Consider the following 18,060-nt stretch of genomic DNA (forward strand, 5'->3'; position numbering starts at 1 on the left):
CCCGCGAAGGGGCTGGTAGAACCTCAGCGCAAATCAGCCTCTGGCACCGTAGTCTTCTGCGCAATCGCCTCTGGCCGCCACTGTTTACGGGCTACCGCCAGTACCTCAGCCGGCGTTGCCACCAGCAGCTCCGGGTCGGTGTCCTGCCCCAGTGCCCGCAAGGCTCGCAGCAACAACGGCGTTGCATGCTCCACCTGCAGCGGAGGCGAACGGTAGGACTTGCCCAGCTTGTGCCCGTCAGGCTGCACGATCAGCGGAATGTGCAGGTAACGCGGCTGCGAGAAGCCCAGCAGCTCTTGCAGGTACAGCTGGCGCGGGGTGTTGTCGAGCAGGTCGGCGCCGCGCACGATGTCGGTAACACCCTGCCAGGCATCGTCCAGCACCACCGCCAGTTGGTACGCATACAGCCCGTCACGGCGCTGGATGACGAAATCGCCCACCTCACGGCCCAGGTGCTGCTGGTACTCACCCTGCACCCGATCGGTGAAGCGGTAGATCAGTTCCGGCACCCGTAAGCGGATTGCCGCGCCTTCACGGGCATGCCCGGCATTGCGGCACAAGCCGGGGTAGATGCCGTTGTAGCCTTCAAGCTGCTTGCGCGAGCAGATGCAGGCATAGGCCAGGCCCATGTTGAACAGGCGGTCTACCACGGCGGCATAGGCATCGTGTCGCTGGCTCTGGAACACCACTTCGCCATCCCACTCCAGGCCATAACGCTCCAGGGTCTGCAGGATGGCATCACGGGCGCCAGGCATTTCCCGGGGTGGGTCGGTGTCTTCCATGCGCAGCAGCCAGCGGCCATTGACGGCGCGGGCATCGAGCCAGGAGGCGAGGGCGGCGACCAGCGAGCCAAAATGCAGGAAGCCGCTGGGGGTGGGGGCGAAGCGCCCGATGTAGCTGGAGTTGGTCATGGTCAGGCTGGGCACATAAATGAAACGGGGCGCATCAAGCGCCCCGTTCAGGTGGAAGAAAGATCAGCCTTTGCCGACCGTTTTTTCCTTTTTCTCGGCGATTTCCTTGCAGTCGAAGCACAGGTCTGCGGTAGGACGGGCTTCCAGACGGCGCAGGCCGATTTCGATACCGCACGATTCGCACCAGCCGTATTCATCGGCCTTGATCTTGTCGAGGGTCTTGTCGATTTTCTTGATCAGCTTGCGTTCGCGATCGCGATTACGCAGCTCCAGGGCGAATTCTTCTTCCTGGCTGGCGCGGTCGGCCGGGTCGGGGAAGTTGGCTGCTTCGTCCTTCATGTGGTCCACAGTGCGGTCCACACTGGTCATCAGCTCTTGCTTCCACGCGCCAAGAAGCTTGGTGAAGTGCTTTTTCATGGGCTCGCCCATGTACTCTTCACCCTTGGTTTCTACGTAGGGCTCGACACCGTACATGGTCTGGGCTTTTTGCTTTTCTACGGTGGACATGAATAGACCGCCTCTCACTCATCTGATCCAATGCGCAGGCTGCTCCATCTCCGGCACCCGCCGGCCCTGCGACTGCGAGCCGCCGAACTTACCAGATAGATCGGGGGTGCGCTACCCCGCCTGTTACTGGCAATTGACAGCGGCGCAAGCCACACGTTCGGTGGTGTGCAGAGGTAGAATCTCCAGTTTAGACCCAATTGAGAGAAGGTCATGGCCCACCCCTACAGTGCGCGCAGCCGCGCCATCGAACCCTTCCACGTCATGGCGCTGCTGGCCCGGGCCAACGAGCTGCAGGCGGCCGGGCACGACGTGATCCACCTGGAAATTGGCGAGCCGGACTTCACCACCGCCGCGCCCATCGTCGCCGCCGGCCAGGCCGCACTGGCCGCCGGGCACACCCGTTACACCGCCGCACGCGGCCTGCCGGCACTGCGCGAAGCGATTGCCGGCTTTTATGGCCAGCGCTATGGCCTGAGTATCGATCCGGAGCGCATTCTCATTACCCCAGGTGGCTCTGGCGCGCTGCTTCTGGCCAGCAGCCTGTTGGTCGACCCGGGCAAGCACTGGCTGCTGGCCGACCCGGGTTACCCGTGCAATCGCCACTTCCTGCGCCTGGTAGAGGGTGGGGCGCAGCTGGTGCCGGTGGGCCCGGAGGTGAATTACCAGCTGACCGCTGACCTGGTCGAGCGTTACTGGGACAAGGACTCGGTCGGTGCGCTGGTCGCTTCACCGGCTAACCCGACCGGTACGGTGCTGGGGCGCGAGGCGCTGGCCAGCCTTGCCAAAGCCACCCACGAGCGGCATGGTCACCTGGTGGTGGACGAGATCTACCATGGCCTCACCTATGGCATGGACGCACCTAGCGTGTTGGAAGTGGACGACTCGGCGTTCGTCCTGAATAGTTTTTCCAAGTATTTCGGCATGACCGGTTGGCGCCTTGGCTGGCTGGTGGCCCCACCCGGCGCGGTGGCTGACCTGGAGAAGCTGGCACAAAACCTGTACATCAGTGCACCGAGCATGGCCCAGCATGCCGCGTTGGCGTGCTTCCAGCCCGAAACCCTGGCCATTTTCGAAGAGCGCCGCGCCGAGTTCGCCCGCCGTCGCGACTATTTGCTGCCCGCCCTGCGCGAACTGGGCTTCCGCATTGCCGTCGAGCCGCAGGGCGCGTTCTACCTGTATGCCGACATCAGCGCATTTGGCGGTGACGCGTTCGCCTTTTGCCGACACTTCCTGGAGACCGAGCACCTGGCCTTCACGCCGGGCCTGGACTTCGGCCGCCACCTGGCCGGGCACCATGTGCGCTTTGCCTACACCCAGAGCCTGCCGCGCCTGGAAGAGGCGGTGCAGCGTATTGCCCGTGGCCTGCGGAGCTGGCAAGGCTGATGCGTTTCTTTCCCCCTCTTGAACAGGGCCGCCTGCTGCGCCGCTACAAGCGCTTTCTGGCCGATATCGAACTGACCAGCGGCGAGCAGATGACCATCCACTGCCCGAACACCGGTTCCATGCTCAACTGCATGCGTGAAGGCGGGCTGGTGTGGTTCAGCCGCTCCAACGACCCCAAGCGCAAGCTGCCGGGCACCTGGGAGATCAGCGAAACCCCACAAGGGCGGCTGGCCTGTGTGAATACTGGGCGGGCCAATGCGCTGGTCGAAGAGGCGCTGCGGGCCGGCACCATCGCCGAGTTGGCCGGCTTTACCGCGCTCAAGCGTGAAGTGGCCTATGGCGAGGAAGGCAGCCGCATCGACTTTCGTTTGGAGTTCGACGGGGCCCCGGTTTATGTCGAGGTCAAGAGCGTGACCCTGGGCTACCCCGACACTGCAGTCGCAGCCTTTCCCGATGCGGTGACGCAGCGCGGTGCCAAGCATTTGCGCGAGCTGGCGAAGTTGGCGCGGCAGGGGGTGCGGGCGGTGCAGCTGTATTGCGTGAACCTGACCGATGTAGAAGCCGTGCGCCCGGCCGAGGAAATCGATGCGGCGTATGCCCAGGCGCTGCGTGCCGCTGTGGCGGATGGGGTGGAGGTGCTGGCCTACGGCACCCGGTTGGATGCCGAAGGCATCGTCATCGACCGCCGCTTGCCAGTGCTGCTTAACCCTTGAACCAGATGCCCTGGCTGTCTTCGAGGCAGCCCAGGGCCTGCAGTTGATCACCCTCACAGGGGCCGGCCACGCATTCGCCGCTTTCTATCAGGAACAGCGCGCCATGATGGGCGCAGTGGATGAGGCTGGCGCCGTCGTCCAGAAACGCGTCTTCTGCCCAGTTCAGCGGGATGCCCCGGTGTGGACAGCGGTTGCGGTACAGGTAAACCTGGCCCTGGCGGCGCACGCCGAACAGTTCGAGCCCGTCTACGCTGAAGGCGCGGCTTTGGCCTTCGGCCAGGCCGTGGGAGTTACAAAGGAAATGCATGGCAAGGACGACTCGTGAAACACGTGATGGCTTGACGCTTCAATGCGAATAATTATCAAATTGCCCGCATTCGCTGCGCCCGACTGTCTATGGTGCGCAGTTCCGTCGCTCGCCACAAGGCGTGCGGCCCGCCTTCAGAAGGAACCCGATGATGCGCCGTCCCGCCGCTTTGCTCGCCTTATGCGCAAGCCTTGTGCTTTCTACCCAGGCCTTGGCGGCCGAACTGCCGCAACGCTGGGTCAGCGCGGGTGGCGCCCTGAGCGAGTGGATAGCCGCGCTGGGCGGTGAAGCCCGCCTGGTCGGAGTGGACACGACCAGCCAGCACCCGGCTTCGTTGAAATCGCTGCCTAGCGTGGGTTACCAGCGTCAGTTGTCGGCCGAAGGCATTCTCAGCCTGCGCCCGGATGTGCTGGTGGGCACCGAGGAAATGGGGCCGCCACCGGTACTGGCGCAAATCCACAAGGCGGGCGTGCGGGTCGAGTTGTTCTCCAGCAAGGCCGAGCTGGCGGCGGTGGACGAAAACCTCAAGCATCTGGGGCAGTTGCTCGGCGCAGAGCAGCAGGCTGCGACGCTGGCGACGGACTACCGCCAGCAGCTTGATGCGTTGCACGCCAAGGTCAAGCAGGCCCAGGCCGGGCAACAGGCGCCTGGGGTGGTGTTGCTGGTCGGCCATGCCGGCGCCAAGCCGCTGATTGCCGGGCAGGGCACGGCGGGTGACTGGCTGTTGGGCCAGGCTGGCGGGCGCAACCTTGCAGAGCACCAGGGCTACAAGAACTTCTCCAACGAAGCACTGGCGGCGCTGGACCCGGATGTGATCGTGTTTTCCGACCGGGCGCTGGCCGATGAGCAGGCCTTGCAGGCGCTGTTGAAAGAAAACCCCGCGCTGGCCGCTTCGCGGGCGGTGCGGGAGAAACGCCTGGTGTCACTGGACCCGACGCTGCTGGTCGGCGGGCTCGGGCCTCGCCTGCCAGCGACCTTGCAGTCGCTGGCAGCCACTTTCTACCCGGCAGCCCAGGCTAGCTTTGCGCAATGAAACAGCGGGTCCAGCCACGTACATTGTTCATTAGCCTGAGCCTGCTGTGCCTGTTGGCCGTCTGGCTGTCACTTGCGCTGGGCCCTGTCAGCCTGCCGCTGCTCGACACCCTGCGCGCCGGCCTGCGCCTGTTGGGGCTGCCGATTGCTGCTGATGGCCTGCAGCAGGCCGAGATGATTCTTGGCCAGATCCGCCTGCCGCGTACCCTGCTGGGGTTGGCGGTGGGTGCGGTGCTGGCGCTGTCCGGGGTGGCCATGCAGGGGCTGTTCCGCAACCCGTTGGCCGACCCTGGGCTGGTAGGGGTTGCAGCCGGGGCAGCGATGGGGGCAGCGGTCGCCATTGTCGGCGGCGCCTGGTTTGGTGGCATGCCGGATGCTTTCGCGCCTTATCTGCTGTCGTTCTGCGCTTTTGTCGGGGGGCTTGGAGTAACTGCGCTGGTCTACCGTCTGGGCCGTCGTGATGGCCAGACCAACGTCGCCACGATGTTATTGGCCGGTGTGGCCATGACCGCGCTGGGGGGCGCGGCCGTGGGGCTGTTTTCTTACCTGGCCGACGACGCCACCCTGCGCACACTGACCTTCTGGAACCTGGGCAGCCTCAATGGCGCCAGTTACGAACGCTTGTGGCCATTGTTGCTGGTGGCGGCCGGTGTGGCGATGTGGTTGCCACGGCGGGCCAAGGCGCTTAATGCCCTGCTGTTGGGTGAGTCAGAGGCGCGTCACCTGGGCGTTGACGTGGAGCGGCTCAAGCGTGAGCTGGTGTTCTGCACCGCGCTGGGCGTGGGCGCGGCAGTGGCTGCTGCGGGGCTGATCGGTTTTATCGGCCTGGTCGTGCCACACCTGGTACGCCTGCTGGCCGGGCCCGATCACCGCGTGGTGTTGCCGGCCTCGCTGCTGGCCGGCGGTGTGTTGATGTTGTTCGCCGACCTGGCAGCGCGCCTGCTGCTGGCGCCTGCCGAGCTGCCGATTGGCATCGTCACGGCATTTATCGGTGCGCCTTTCTTTCTGTTCCTGCTGATACGAGGGCGCAGCTGATGTTGCAAGTAGAGGGCCTGTATCTGCGCAGGGGCAGCAATGAGGTACTGCACGACATTCACCTGCAACTGCAGCCAGGGCAAGTAGTGGGCGTGCTTGGCCCCAACGGTGCCGGCAAGAGCAGCCTGCTGGGTGTGCTGTGCGGTGAGCTGGCGCCCGACCATGGGCGGGTGACGCTGCAAGGGCGACCTTTGGCCGATTGGGCTGGGCAGGAACGAGCCAGGCGCCTGGCGGTATTGCCGCAAGTGTCCAGCTTGGGTTTCTCGTTCCGGGTCGAGGAAGTGGTGGCCATGGGGCGTATGCCCCATGGCACCGGGCAGCGGCGTGATGCAGAAATTGTCCAGGCAGCCTTGCAGGCGGCAGATGCCTGGCACCTGGTGGCGCGCAGTTACCTGGCGTTGTCTGGCGGCGAGCGGCAGCGGGTGCACCTGGCCCGCGTACTGGCGCAGCTGTGGCCAGGGGAAGAGGGCAGCATATTGCTGCTCGACGAGCCGACCTCGATGCTCGACCCGCTGCATCAGCACACAACCCTGGAAGCCGTGCGCCGCTTCGCCGACAGTGGTGCTGCTGTGCTGGTGATCCTGCATGACCTGAACCTGGCGGCGCGTTACTGTGACCGTATCCTGTTGCTGGAGCAGGGGCGCTGCCATGCGTTTGCCTCCCCTGAAGAAGTGCTGACGCCAACGGCGTTGAGAGCAGTCTACGGTCTCGATGTGCTGGTGCAGGCGCACCCGGAGCGTGGGCATCCGCTGATCATTGCCCGCTAGGAGGCATTGCCGATGCGTCACCTGCTGCTGTCCGGTTTTTCGTTTTGCCTGATGTTGTCATTGGGCGGCTGCCAGGCCAGCTTGCCGCCAATGCCCGCTTGGCAGAGCAGTGAAGGGCGCACGCATGCCGAGTTGGGGCGCATCATCGACCTTGCCGATGGCCAGGTAATCAGCGCACGGCAGCTGGTGCAGCGCCTTGCTGTCGCACCCCGTGTGCTGGTTGGCGAAAAACATGACAACCCTGACCATCACGCGCTTCAGCTTTGGCTGCTGCGTGCATTGCAGGGCCAGCGTGCGCAAGGCAGCCTGTTGCTGGAAATGCTGCAGCCCGAGCAGCAACCGCTGGTCGACAAGGTGCAGGGGCAGCCTTTGCCGGCAGACCTGCCCAAGGCGCTGGCCTGGCAGGAGGGCTGGGATTGGCAGATGTACGGGCCAATTGTCAGCGAAGCCTTGCAGCAGCGGGTGCCTTTGCTGGCAGCCAACATTTCACCCGGCGAAATGCGCCAGGCCTATCGACAGCCGGCTCCGCTGCAGGGCGAAAAGTCCAATGCACCGGCGGTAAGGGCCGCCCTGTTGGAGCAGGTGCGCGCCGGGCATTGCGGCATGCTGCCGGAAAGCCAGCTGCCGGCGATGCTGGCCGTGCAGCAGCAGCGCGACCGCCGGATGGCCGAGCGCCTGCTGGCGGCGCCGCAGCCGTCGCTGCTGTTCGCCGGGGCCTATCACGTGCGCAAGGACCTGGGCATACCTTTGCACCTGGCAGACCTGGGGGCGTCGGGGGAGAGCAAGGTTTTGCTGCTGGCTGAGGTGGGCGAGCAGGTCGCACCAGGCGAGGCCGATTATGTGTGGTACACGGCAGCGATGCCGGAGCAGGATTACTGCGCGCAGCTGCGGCGGTAGCCCTGTAGAAATCACAGGCAAAAAAAGACCCGGCAAATTGCCGGGTCAATAACCGTGATTAGCCTGATGAGGAGATAATCTGAGAGTCCGAACCAGGGGCTCTTAGCTTATCCAACCAGTCTCGCGACCAGTTGTGATAATCATAACGATTCTCATTTAACAGTCAATCCCCTTACCAGGATTATTTTGGATTTTTTTGCGTAGGGCTTTTCGCGTCCAGTTGTTGGTTTAGCGCTTCCTTACGTTCGAGCGGCAAATCGTTCCAGTGCATGTCCAGCAGGGCGCCTTCGATGGCGTACAACAGCACCTTGGAGGCGCGGAACCCTCGTGTCTTCACGGCCTGGTATGCACCCACCGCACCCAGGCGGCGCAGATCCGATGCGCTGTGGATGCCGGCGGCATGCAGCCACTGCGCAGAGGTCTTGCCAAGGTTCTTCAGGTGCTGCAATTCATCGTTCATCGAGCCTCCTTGCGATGGCTGAACGGGGAATGGGGATAAATCGCGAGCAGGTCAGAAAGGAGTGTAGCGGGGGTTAAGAATTACGCGGCCTTTTGCCATCGGGGGCGATGAGAGGACCTGTACCGGCCGCTACACGGGCTTGCCCGCGAAGTGGCCGGTAAAGGAAAACGGCGAACTTACAGGCCAGGCAAGCGCTGACGAACCTGTTCGATCACCTGGTCCATGCTGCCAGCGTCCTGGGTGTCGACCCGGGTGCTCTGCACCAGCTCCTGCGCATCCAGTGCTTCACGGCTGGCCTGTTGGGCCTTGACCACGTCCAGGGTGGCATCCGACGGGTCGCTGTTTTCGGCCTGACGCTGCTCCAGCCAGCTGGCGATGACCGCCTCTGGTGCATGGCAGTCGAGGATCAGGAACGGTACGCCGGTCTGGCTGGCGACGTCTGCCGCAGCCTGGCGCTGTTCATGCTTGAGGTAGGTGGCATCCAACACCACCGGGAAGCCGGCTCGCAGAATGGTTGCTGCGACTTGATGCAGGCGTTGGTAAGTGGCGGCACTGGCACCCTGGTCATAAATGCCGGAGGCCAGCTGACCGGCGTTCTCTTGTGGCTGTTCGCCGAACAGGCGCTTGCGCTCGACATCGGAGCGCACGCGAATGGCGCCCAAGGCTTCGACCAGGCGCATTGCCACGTGGCTCTTGCCCACTGCCGAGACGCCATGGGTGATAGCCAGCAGCCGCGAAGGGATGGCGCTGTAGCTTTCCGCCAGGTTGGCGTAGTTGCGGTAGGTGCGCAAAGTCGTGGCCCGTTGCACGCCATCGGCATTGGCCGGCATGCTGAACAGTGCGACCTTGGCCCGCACCAGGGCGCGATAGGCTTTATAGAAGTTCAGCACTTCCAGGCCTTCATAATCGCCGGTCAACTCCAGGTATTGGCTGATGAAGCGTCGTGCCAGGCACTTGAGGCCGCGATCTTCCAAGTCCATGGCGAGGAAGCCGGTGTCGGCCCACACATCGGTCATGCGGAACGGTTCGTTGAACTCGATGCAGTCGAAGATCACCACCTGGCCGTTGATCAGGGTGGCGTTGCCCAGGTGGATGTCGCCATGGCACTCGCGGGTGAAGCCATTGGCCTTGCGCGAGGCGAACAGGCCTTGCAGCCGCTCGAAACTGCTCCGCGCCCAAGCTTGCAGGTTGTCCAGTTGCAGCAGGTCGGCCTTGTCGCTCAGGAATGGGCGGATCTGCTCGAAGTTCTGCTCGACCGGGGCCATGACGCTTTCAGGCGAGCCGTAGGGCTGTTCGGCAGCTACCTTGGGCGTCTGCAGGTGGAATTCAGCGATCTGCCGGGCCATTTGGTCGATGTGCATGGCGTTCAGCTCGCCATTGGCCTGCAGGGTGCTGAGCATTTGCCCCTGGGGGAACTGGCGCATCTTCAGTGCGTATTCGATAGCTTCGCCGTTACCACCGATCTGCGGTGCATCAACACTGCCGGTGATCGGCAGCACTTCCAGGTACAAGCCTTCGGTCAGGCGCTGGTTCAGGCGCAACTCTTCGTTGCAAAAATGCTGGCGCTGGTCCAAGCCGGTAAAGTCAAGGAAGCCAAAGTTCATCGGTTTCTTGATCTTGTAGGCGTACTCGCCGGTGAGCAGTACCCAGGAGATATGCGTCTCGATGAGCTGGAACCCATCCACGGGGTGAGGGTACAGGGCTGGGTTCTGCAACGCAGTGATAAGAGCTTGGCTCACGGCAAATCCTTCCGGGGCAAGGGAATTCGAATGCGCCATTATGGTCAATGGTGCCGTCCCTGCCTACCGCTGGGCCGTCTGCCCAGCCTTTATAAAGTGCGTATAATCCGCCGCCATGACCCGAACTCGAAATCCCCGCACCCCTCAGAAACGCCCGACCGGCCGCTCCCGCGCCTGGCTGGGCTGGGCTTTGAAGCTCAGCCTGGTAGGCCTGGTGATCGTTGCCGGCTTCGCGGTTTACCTCGATGCCGTCGTCCAGGAGAAGTTCTCCGGCAAGCGCTGGACCATCCCGGCCAAGGTGTATGCCCGGCCGCTGGAGTTGTTCACCGGCCAGAAACTGAGCAAGAACGACTTCCTCACCGAGCTCGATGCACTCGGCTACCGACGCGAAAGCGCGGCCAACGGCCCAGGGGCGGCGGCGGTCAACGGCAATACCGTCGATCTCAATACCCGTGGCTTCCAGTTCTACGAGGGCATGGAGCCGGCGCAGTTCGTTCGCGTGCGTTTCTCAGGGGATTACGTGGCGGGCCTTTCTGCTGCCAATGGCAAGGCGCTTGACGTTGTGCGCCTGGAGCCGCTGATGATCGGCGGCATCTACCCGAAGAACCTTGAAGACCGCATCTTGATCAAGATCGACCAGGTCCCCAAATACCTGCTCGAAACCCTGGTGGCGACGGAGGACCGCGACTTCTACAGCCACTACGGTGTGTCGCCCAAGTCCATCGCCCGGGCCATGTGGGTCAACACGTCGTCCGGCTCGATGCGCCAGGGCGGCAGTACCCTGACCCAGCAGTTGGTGAAGAACTTCTACCTCAGCAGCGAGCGCAGCCTCAGCCGCAAGCTGACCGAGGCGATGATGGCGATGCTGCTCGAACTGCACTACGACAAGCGTGAAATCCTCGAGGCGTACCTCAACGAGGTGTTCGTTGGCCAGGACGGTCAGCGTGCCGTGCACGGCTTTGGCCTGGCCAGTCAGTTCTTCTTCAGCCAACCACTGTCGGAGCTGAAACTGCACCAGATCGCCCTGCTGGTGGGCATGGTCAAAGGCCCGTCCTACTACAACCCGCGGCGTTACCCTGATCGCGCCCTGGCTCGGCGCAACCTGGTGCTCGACCTGGTGGCCGAGCAGGGCGTGGCCAGCCAGGCGGAAGTCGATGCAGCGAAGAAGATGCCGCTGGGTGTGACCAAGCGCGGCAGCCTGGCCGACAGCTCGTTCCCGGCCTTCCTCGACCTGGTCAAGCGTCAATTGCGCCAGGACTACCGCGACGAAGACTTGACCGAAGAAGGTCTGCGCATTTTCACCAGTTTCGACCCGATCCTGCAGATGAAGGCCGAAACCTCGATGAGCGAGACCTTCAAGCGCCTGGCGGGCCGCAAGGGTGCCGACGAAGTGGAGTCGGCAATGGTGGTGACCAACCCTGAGACGGGTGAAGTGCAGGCACTCATCGGCAGCCGTCAGGCAGGTTTTGCCGGCTTCAACCGGGCGATCGACGCCGTGCGGCCGATCGGCTCGCTGGTCAAGCCGTCCGTGTACCTGACAGCGCTGGAGCAGCCAAGCAAATACACCCTCACCAGCTGGGTGCAGGACGAGCCATTCTCGGTCAAGGGCGCCGACGGCCAGGTCTGGCGCCCACAAAACTACGACCGTCGCCCGCATGGCACCATCTACCTGTACCAGGGGCTGGCCAACTCGTACAACCTGTCTACCGCCAAGCTCGGGCTGGAAGTGGGTGTGCCCAATGTGATCAAGACCATTGGCCGGTTGGGGGTGAATGTCGACTGGCCAGCGTTCCCGGCCATGCTGCTGGGGGCCGGCGGCATGTCGCCGATGCAGGTCGCGACCATGTACCAGACCATCGCCAACGGCGGCTTCAACACCCCGATGCGCGGCATCCGCAGTGTGCTTACCGCTGAGGGCGAGCCGCTCAAGCGCTACCCGTTCCAGATCCAGCAAACCTTCGACCCGGGTGCCATCTACCTGGTGCAGAACGCCATGCAACGGGTAATGCGCGAAGGTACCGGGCGCTCGGTGTACAACACCTTGCCACGTTCGCTGACCCTGGCGGGCAAGACCGGCACCAGTAACGATTCGCGTGACAGCTGGTTCTCCGGCTTCAGCCAAGACCTGCTGGCCGTGGTGTGGATGGGGCGTGACGATAACGGCAAAACGCCATTTACCGGCGCCACCGGTGCCCTGCAGGTGTGGACCAGCTTCATGAAGAAAGCCGACCCGCTGCCGCTGGACATGCCGCAACCGGACAACGTGGTGCAGGCCTGGATCGACCCCTACACGGGCCGTGGGTCTGATGGCAGCTGTCCGGGAGCAGTGCAGATGCCGTATATTCGCGGCAGTGAACCGCCCGCCGGCGCGACCTGTGGCGGCGAGGAGAATCCTGCCGAGTCGGTCATGGACTGGGTCAAGGGCTGGATGAATTAAGCACAGGCTGCATTGATGAGGTGTGACGTGAACAAGTGGCTGTTTCCTGCCGTGACGGCGTTGGCTGTGCTCCAGGGGTGCTCCAGCGTCCCGCGCGGCAATATTCCGGTGGTCGATTCGAGCACCCGCGTGTCCAACAGCGAACGCGTGACGGCCAACCGCTCGGCGGGCGGCTATAGCACCGGCACCGCCCAGGCGCAGACGCTTGCGGAGGATTCCGGCGTTACCGTGATGATTCCGCAGGGCGCAGGCGCTTCGGGTATCCAGACGTTCCCGGCGGCCAATGGCGCAGCGCCGATCAGCACCTCGCCGATCACCCCGGGGCCGATCAGCACTGGCCCTGTCAGTTCGGCGCCGATGACCACCAACCCCAACCCGATTGCCGACGAGCCGTTCGACATCGCGGCGATGAACAACGCCCCGCAAAGCACCAGCGCGCCAACCGGTATTCCGCGTAGCACCGCTGCTGCCGGTGGCCTGTCGGCCGACGAGCAGTTGGACGGGCCGGTGCTGGCACTGCTGACCACCGCCAAGACCCAGCAGGGCAGTGGAGACTTCAACGGTGCCGCCTCGAGCCTGGAGCGTGCCCAGCGCATTGCGCCGCGTGAGCCGCAAGTGTTGTACCGCCTGGCCCAGGTGCGCCTTTCGCAAGGTGATGCCGCGCAGGCCGAGCAACTGGCGCGCCGTGCCCTGACTTACGCCAACGGCCGCCCAAGCCTGCAGGCGGAGCTATGGAACACCATCGCCCAGGCCCGTGAAAAGCAGGGTGACAGCGCTGGCGCTGCGCTGGCCCGGCAAAAGGCGCGGGTCAATTCGTGATGATCGAGCAGCGCATTCTGGATATTGCCGACCACCTGCTGCTGATCGAGCGTGAACTGCAGGTGCAAGGCTGGTGGGACGACGAGCCACCAAGCGACGAGGCACTGGCCAGCACAGTACCGTTCGCCGTCGATACCCTCAGTTTCGAGCAGTGGCTGCAATGGATCTTCCTGCCACGCATGAAGATCATTATCGAGTTGGGCCACCCGCTGCCCAATGCCTCGAGCATCCTGGTCATGGCCGAAACCGTGTTTACCGACCGGCCGGAGCAAAGTCGCGAGCTACGCCGTCTGTTGGCAGCTTTTGACCAATTGATCGCTCCTTCCGCCTGATTTCTTCAGTTTTTTCGTCAAGGGCCGCAGATTGTGGCCCTTTTTTTTGGAAATCTTATTAAATCTGCTGCTGAAGCGATTTTTAGTGGTGGCAGGAATTCATCTTGGGGAAAAATTGGCAATAATTTTTCTTGACTTGTTGGCGCCGAATCACAAGAATCCAACTTCCGCTGTAGAGGGACTGCCAGAAGCAGACCCGCTAAGCAGATCATGAGGTGCACACCCGCGCCGACCTGTTACACCCCGCAACGCGTTACCTCGCGCTGGGTGGGAAATCCCCGCAACACTCTGGGGGGCTCCCAATACTTGCTCAGTCAGTGCTGACGTTTTCGCTCATGCTCTGCTTGGCAGTAAACCTATTAAGACCCGTCCACTAGGGACGGTATTCTGGCGTTTTAGAGGTGAACAACGTGGAGCTTTTATCTGGCGCTGAGATGGTCGTCCGCTTCTTGCGTGACGAAGGCGTTAAGCACATCTACGGGTACCCTGGTGGTGCTCTCCTGCATGTTTACGACGCACTGTTCAAAGAACCGGAAGTGGAACACATCCTGGTTCGTCACGAGCAGGCGGCAACCCATATGGCGGACGGCTACGCCCGCGCCACCGGCAAGGCCGGTGTGGTGCTGGTAACCTCCGGCCCAGGCGCGACCAATGCCATCACCGGCATTGCCACCGCCTACATGGACTCGATTCCGATGGTCATCCTGTCCGGCCAGGTGCCTAGCACCATGGTGGGCACCGATGCCTTCCAGGAAACCGACATGATCGGTATCTCGCGGCCGATCGTGAAGCACAGCTTCATGATCAAGAACCCGACCGAGATCCCGGAAGTTCTGAAAAAGGCTTTCTACCTGGCGCAATCCGGTCGCCCAGGTCCAGTCGTGGTCGACATTCCAAAAGATATGACCAACCCGGCTGAGAAGTTTGAATACGTCTACCCGAAAAAGGTCAAACTGCGCTCCTACAGCCCAGCGGTCCGCGGCCACTCCGGCCAGATCCGCAAGGCTGCCGAGATGCTCCTGGCTGCCAAGCGCCCGATCGTCTACTCCGGCGGCGGCGTGATCCTCGGTGGTGGCTCTGAAGCCCTGACCGAAATCGCCAAGTCGCTGAACCTGCCGGTCACCAACACCCTCATGGGGTTGGGTGGCTTCCCGGGTACTGACCGCCAGTTCCTCGGCATGCTCGGCATGCACGGTAGCTACACCGCCAACATGGCCATGCACAATGCCGACGTGATCTTCGCGGTGGGTGCTCGTTTCGACGACCGCGTGGTAAACGGCCCGGCCAAGTTCTGCCCGAATGCCAAGATCATCCATGTCGATATCGACCCAGCGTCGATTTCGAAGATGATCAAGGCCGACGTGCCAATCGTCGGCCCGGTCGACAGCGTGCTCAGCGAAATGCTCGGCATCCTCAAGGAAATCGGCGAGCAGCCCGACAAGGCGGCGCTGGATGCCTGGTGGAAGCAGATCGACGAATGGCGTGGCAATGGTGAGATGTTCCCCTATGACAAGGGCGACGGTAATGTCATCAAGCCGCAGAAAGTCATCGAGACCCTGTGCGAAGTGACCCATGGCGACGCCTTCGTCACCTCCGACGTGGGCCAGCACCAGATGTTCGCGGCGCAGTACTACCGCTTCAACAAGCCAAACCGTTGGATCAACTCCGGCGGCCTGGGCACCATGGGCTTCGGCTTCCCGGCGGCGATGGGCGTCAAGCTCAACTTCCCGGACCAGGACGTGGCCTGCGTGACTGGCGAAGGCAGCATCCAGATGAACATCCAGGAGCTGTCCACCTGCATGCAGTACGGCCTGCCGGTGAAGATCGTCAACCTGAACAACGGTGTGTTGGGCATGGTCCGCCAGTGGCAGGACATGGCTTACAACGGTCGTCACTCGCACTCGTACGTCGAGTCGTTGCCTGACTTCATCAAGCTGGCCGAGGCCTATGGCCATGTGGGCATCCGCATCACCAGCCTGAAGGACCTCAAGCCGAAGCTGGAAGAAGCGTTTGCGATGAAGGACCGCCTGGTGTTCATCGACATCGCGGTTGACCGCAGTGAGCACGTCTATCCGATGCAGATCAAGGACGGCTCGATGCGTGACATGTGGCTGAGCAAGACGGAGCGTACCTGATATGCGGCACATCATTTCCCTGCTGCTGGAAAACGAACCAGGTGCGTTGTCCCGTGTGGTCGGCCTGTTCTCCCAGCGCAACTACAACATTGAAAGCCTGACCGTGGCGCCGACCGAAGACCCGACCCTGTCGCGTCTGACGCTGACCACCGTTGGCCATGACGAAGTGATCGAACAGATCACCAAGAACCTGAACAAGCTGGTCGAAGTGGTCAAGCTTGTCGACCTGTCGGAAAGCGCCCACATCGAGCGCGAACTGATGCTGGTCAAGGTCAAGGCCACCGGTGCCCAGCGTGCCGAGATCAAGCGCACCACGGATATCTTCCGTGGCCAGATCGTCGACGTGACCGCCAGCGTGTACACCGTACAACTGAGCGGTACCAGCGACAAACTGGACAGCTTCATCCAGGCGATCGGCACTGCATCGATTCTCGAAACCGTGCGCAGCGGCGTTACCGGCATTGCCCGTGGCGACAAAGTGCTCAGCATCTAAATTCAAAAATTAGCGATGGCTCCGCAGGGGCCGAGATATAACCAGGGGTATTTTCATGAAAGTTTTCTACGATAAAGACTGCGACCTTTCCATCATCCAGGGCAAGAAAGTCGCCATCATCGGTTATGGCTCCCAGGGCCACGCTCAGGCGTGCAACCTGAAGGACTCCGGTGTAGACGTTACCGTCGGTCTGCGTAAAGGTTCGGCTACCGTTGCCAAGGCTGAAGCCCACGGCCTGAAAGTTGCTGACGTTGCTACCGCTGTCGCTGCGGCTGACCTGGTCATGATCCTGACCCCAGACGAGTTCCAGGGCGCTCTGTACAAGAACGAGATCGAGCCGAACATCAAGAAGGGCGCTACCCTGGCCTTCTCCCACGGCTTCTCGATCCACTACAACCAGGTTGTTCCGCGTGCCGACCTCGACGTGATCATGATCGCGCCGAAAGCCCCGGGCCACACCGTTCGCTCCGAGTTCGTCAAAGGCGGCGGCATCCCTGACCTGATCGCTATCTACCAGGACGCTTCGGGCAACGCCAAGAACGTCGCACTCTCCTACGCTTCGGGCGTGGGCGGCGGCCGCACCGGCATCATCGAAACCACCTTCAAGGACGAGACCGAAACCGACCTGTTCGGTGAGCAGGCTGTTCTGTGCGGCGGTACCGTCGAACTGGTCAAAGCCGGTTTCGAAACCCTGGTCGAAGCTGGCTACGCGCCAGAAATGGCCTACTTCGAGTGCCTGCACGAGCTGAAACTGATCGTAGACCTCATGTACGAAGGCGGCATCGCCAACATGAACTACTCGATCTCCAACAACGCCGAATACGGTGAGTACGTCACTGGCCCGGAAGTCATCAACGAAGAATCCCGCAAGGCCATGCGCAACGCTCTGAAGCGCATCCAGGACGGCGAGTACGCGAAGATGTTCATCTCCGAAGGTGCTACCAACTACCCATCGATGACCGCCAAGCGTCGCAACAACGCCGCTCACGGCATCGAAATCATCGGCGAGCAGCTGCGCTCGATGATGCCTTGGATCTCGGCTAACAAAATCGTCGACAAGACCAAGAACTAAGTCTTATCGAAAGATGAAAAACGCGGCTTCGGCCGCGTTTTTTCGTTCTGGCAGCCCGCTTCTGGTATAAAGCAGACCATTGGCCTGCTGTCAGAACCTGTTTCGCGGGCCCGTGTCGAACATTTTCCATCCTGTTGCAAGGTACCCTCCATGAGCGAACGTCCCGAAGAGCCGAACAAGCCCTCCGACGCCGAAAGCCTGCTACCTGTCGATGAGCACGTTGAAGAAGGGCATGACGCCGAAGGCCGCAAGGTGCGCCACCGCGGCATCTACCTGTTGCCCAACCTGTTCACCACCGCCAACCTGTTTGCCGGCTTCTATTCCATCATCAGCTCGATGAGCGCACAGAGTGCCCTGAGTGCCGGTGACCCACGCGAGGCGAGCAAGTACTTCGCCTTTGCCGCCATCGCCATTTTCGTGGCCATGGTGCTCGATGGCCTGGACGGCCGTGTTGCGCGCATGACCAATACTCAGAGTGCCTTCGGTGCCGAGTATGACTCGCTGTCTGACATGGTCGCCTTCGGTGTGGCCCCGGCCTTGCTGGCCTTTGGTTGGGCGCTCGGTGACATGGGCAAGGTTGGCTGGATGGTCGCCTTCATCTATGTAGCCGGTGCCGCGTTGCGCCTGGCGCGCTTCAACACCCAGGTCGGTACTGCCGACAAACGCTACTTCATCGGTTTGGCCAGCCCGGCTGCCGCGGGTGTGGTGGCGGGTACCGTATGGGCGTTCAGCGACTACGGAATCCAGGGGTCCAAGCTGTCTTTCCTGGTGGCGCTGCTGGTGGCTGCTGCCGGTATGCTGATGGTCAGTAATATCAAGTACAACAGCTTCAAGGAGCTGGACCTCAAAGGGCGTGTGCCGTTCGTGGCGATTCTGGCCGTGGTGCTGGTATTTGCCGTGGTATTCAGCGACCCGCCACGCATCCTGCTGCTGATCTTCCTCGCCTACGCGGCATCGGGGCCGATCCAGTTCCTGCTGAAGGCGCGCCGGCGCAAAGCGTGAAAATCGCTTAACGCTGGAA

18 protein-coding genes are annotated in these 18,060 nt (G+C 62.4%); 13 read left to right on the forward strand and 5 right to left on the reverse strand.

What is annotated here, in order from left to right:
- Positions 1–23: 23 nt before the first annotated feature.
- Together gluQRS and dksA are read right to left on the reverse strand one after the other, a co-directional pair.
- Positions 24–911, reverse strand: coding sequence for a tRNA glutamyl-Q(34) synthetase GluQRS (gene gluQRS / locus Q9451_RS03290; protein ID WP_012274225.1), 888 nt, complete (start codon positions 909–911; stop codon positions 24–26).
- 63 nt (positions 912–974) lie between these two features.
- On the reverse strand, positions 975–1,418 hold the full coding sequence (gene dksA / locus Q9451_RS03295) for an RNA polymerase-binding protein DksA (RefSeq protein ID WP_012274224.1): 444 nt from the start codon (positions 1,416–1,418) through the stop codon (positions 975–977).
- 210 nt (positions 1,419–1,628) lie between these two features.
- Between dksA and Q9451_RS03300 the strand changes: the two genes are divergently transcribed.
- Both Q9451_RS03300 and sfsA read left to right on the forward strand, forming a co-directional pair.
- Complete coding sequence (locus Q9451_RS03300) at positions 1,629–2,801, forward strand: pyridoxal phosphate-dependent aminotransferase (protein ID WP_012274223.1); 1,173 nt, start codon at positions 1,629–1,631, stop codon at positions 2,799–2,801.
- Positions 2,801–3,514: a DNA/RNA nuclease SfsA gene (gene sfsA, locus Q9451_RS03305; RefSeq protein ID WP_012274222.1), complete on the forward strand. Its 714-nt coding sequence runs from the start codon at positions 2,801–2,803 to the stop codon at positions 3,512–3,514. Before Q9451_RS03300 ends, sfsA begins: the two co-directional genes overlap by 1 nt.
- Here sfsA and Q9451_RS03310 read toward each other — a convergent pair.
- Positions 3,504–3,821, reverse strand: coding sequence for a Rieske (2Fe-2S) protein (locus Q9451_RS03310; RefSeq protein ID WP_012274221.1), 318 nt, complete (start codon positions 3,819–3,821; stop codon positions 3,504–3,506). The two genes, sfsA and Q9451_RS03310, sit on opposite strands and share 11 nt — an antisense overlap.
- A gap of 148 nt (positions 3,822–3,969) precedes the next feature.
- Between Q9451_RS03310 and Q9451_RS03315 the strand changes: the two genes are divergently transcribed.
- The 4 genes from Q9451_RS03315 to Q9451_RS03330 are packed head-to-tail and all read left to right on the forward strand — an operon-like array spanning position 3,970 to position 7,552.
- Complete coding sequence (locus tag Q9451_RS03315) at positions 3,970–4,854, forward strand: ABC transporter substrate-binding protein (RefSeq protein WP_012274220.1); 885 nt, start codon at positions 3,970–3,972, stop codon at positions 4,852–4,854.
- Positions 4,855–4,904: 50 nt separating this feature from the next.
- Positions 4,905–5,888 (forward strand): iron ABC transporter permease, encoded by a 984-nt coding sequence (locus Q9451_RS03320; protein WP_171577278.1) that lies wholly within the window; start codon positions 4,905–4,907, stop codon positions 5,886–5,888.
- On the forward strand, positions 5,888–6,655 hold the full coding sequence (locus Q9451_RS03325) for a heme ABC transporter ATP-binding protein (protein WP_012274218.1): 768 nt from the start codon (positions 5,888–5,890) through the stop codon (positions 6,653–6,655). The genes Q9451_RS03320 and Q9451_RS03325 overlap by 1 nt, the downstream gene beginning before the upstream one ends.
- 12 nt (positions 6,656–6,667) lie before the next feature.
- A complete protein-coding gene (locus Q9451_RS03330) occupies positions 6,668–7,552 on the forward strand; it encodes a ChaN family lipoprotein (RefSeq protein ID WP_012274217.1) in 885 nt (294 codons plus the stop codon).
- A gap of 181 nt (positions 7,553–7,733) precedes the next feature.
- Here the strand turns inward: Q9451_RS03330 and Q9451_RS03335 are convergent, their stop codons facing one another.
- Positions 7,734–8,012 carry a TfoX/Sxy family protein gene (locus Q9451_RS03335; protein WP_012274216.1) on the reverse strand — a complete coding sequence of 93 codons (279 nt, stop codon included), beginning with the start codon at positions 8,010–8,012 and terminating at the stop codon, positions 7,734–7,736.
- 176 nt (positions 8,013–8,188) lie between these two features.
- Complete coding sequence (locus tag Q9451_RS03340; RefSeq protein WP_012274215.1) at positions 8,189–9,751, reverse strand: bifunctional aminoglycoside phosphotransferase/ATP-binding protein; 1,563 nt, start codon at positions 9,749–9,751, stop codon at positions 8,189–8,191.
- A 115-nt stretch (positions 9,752–9,866) separates the two neighbouring features.
- On the opposite strand from Q9451_RS03340, the gene mrcB reads away from it, so the two are divergent.
- From mrcB to pssA, 7 genes are all read left to right on the forward strand, one after another.
- Positions 9,867–12,188: a penicillin-binding protein 1B gene (mrcB, locus tag Q9451_RS03345; RefSeq protein ID WP_012274214.1), complete on the forward strand. Its 2,322-nt coding sequence runs from the start codon at positions 9,867–9,869 to the stop codon at positions 12,186–12,188.
- A gap of 15 nt (positions 12,189–12,203) precedes the next feature.
- The gene (locus tag Q9451_RS03350) at positions 12,204–13,007 is read left to right on the forward strand and encodes a tetratricopeptide repeat protein (protein ID WP_012274213.1); all 804 of its coding nucleotides are present in this window, start codon (positions 12,204–12,206) and stop codon (positions 13,005–13,007) included.
- Positions 13,007–13,339, forward strand: coding sequence for a YqcC family protein (locus tag Q9451_RS03355; protein WP_019099850.1), 333 nt, complete (start codon positions 13,007–13,009; stop codon positions 13,337–13,339). The genes Q9451_RS03350 and Q9451_RS03355 overlap by 1 nt, the downstream gene beginning before the upstream one ends.
- Before the next feature lie 410 nt (positions 13,340–13,749).
- The gene (locus Q9451_RS03360) at positions 13,750–15,474 is read left to right on the forward strand and encodes an acetolactate synthase 3 large subunit (protein ID WP_012274211.1); all 1,725 of its coding nucleotides are present in this window, start codon (positions 13,750–13,752) and stop codon (positions 15,472–15,474) included.
- Between the two features lies 1 nt (position 15,475).
- A complete protein-coding gene (ilvN, locus tag Q9451_RS03365; protein WP_003250040.1) occupies positions 15,476–15,967 on the forward strand; it encodes an acetolactate synthase small subunit in 492 nt (163 codons plus the stop codon).
- A 55-nt stretch (positions 15,968–16,022) separates the two neighbouring features.
- Positions 16,023–17,039, forward strand: a complete 1,017-nt coding sequence (ilvC, locus tag Q9451_RS03370) for a ketol-acid reductoisomerase (RefSeq protein WP_003250043.1) — start codon at positions 16,023–16,025, stop codon at positions 17,037–17,039.
- A 150-nt stretch (positions 17,040–17,189) separates the two neighbouring features.
- Positions 17,190–18,041, forward strand: a complete 852-nt coding sequence (pssA, locus tag Q9451_RS03375) for a CDP-diacylglycerol--serine O-phosphatidyltransferase (protein WP_003250045.1) — start codon at positions 17,190–17,192, stop codon at positions 18,039–18,041.
- Positions 18,042–18,060: the final 19 nt, after the last annotated feature.

The organism is Pseudomonas sp. NY8896 (assembly GCF_039634505.1).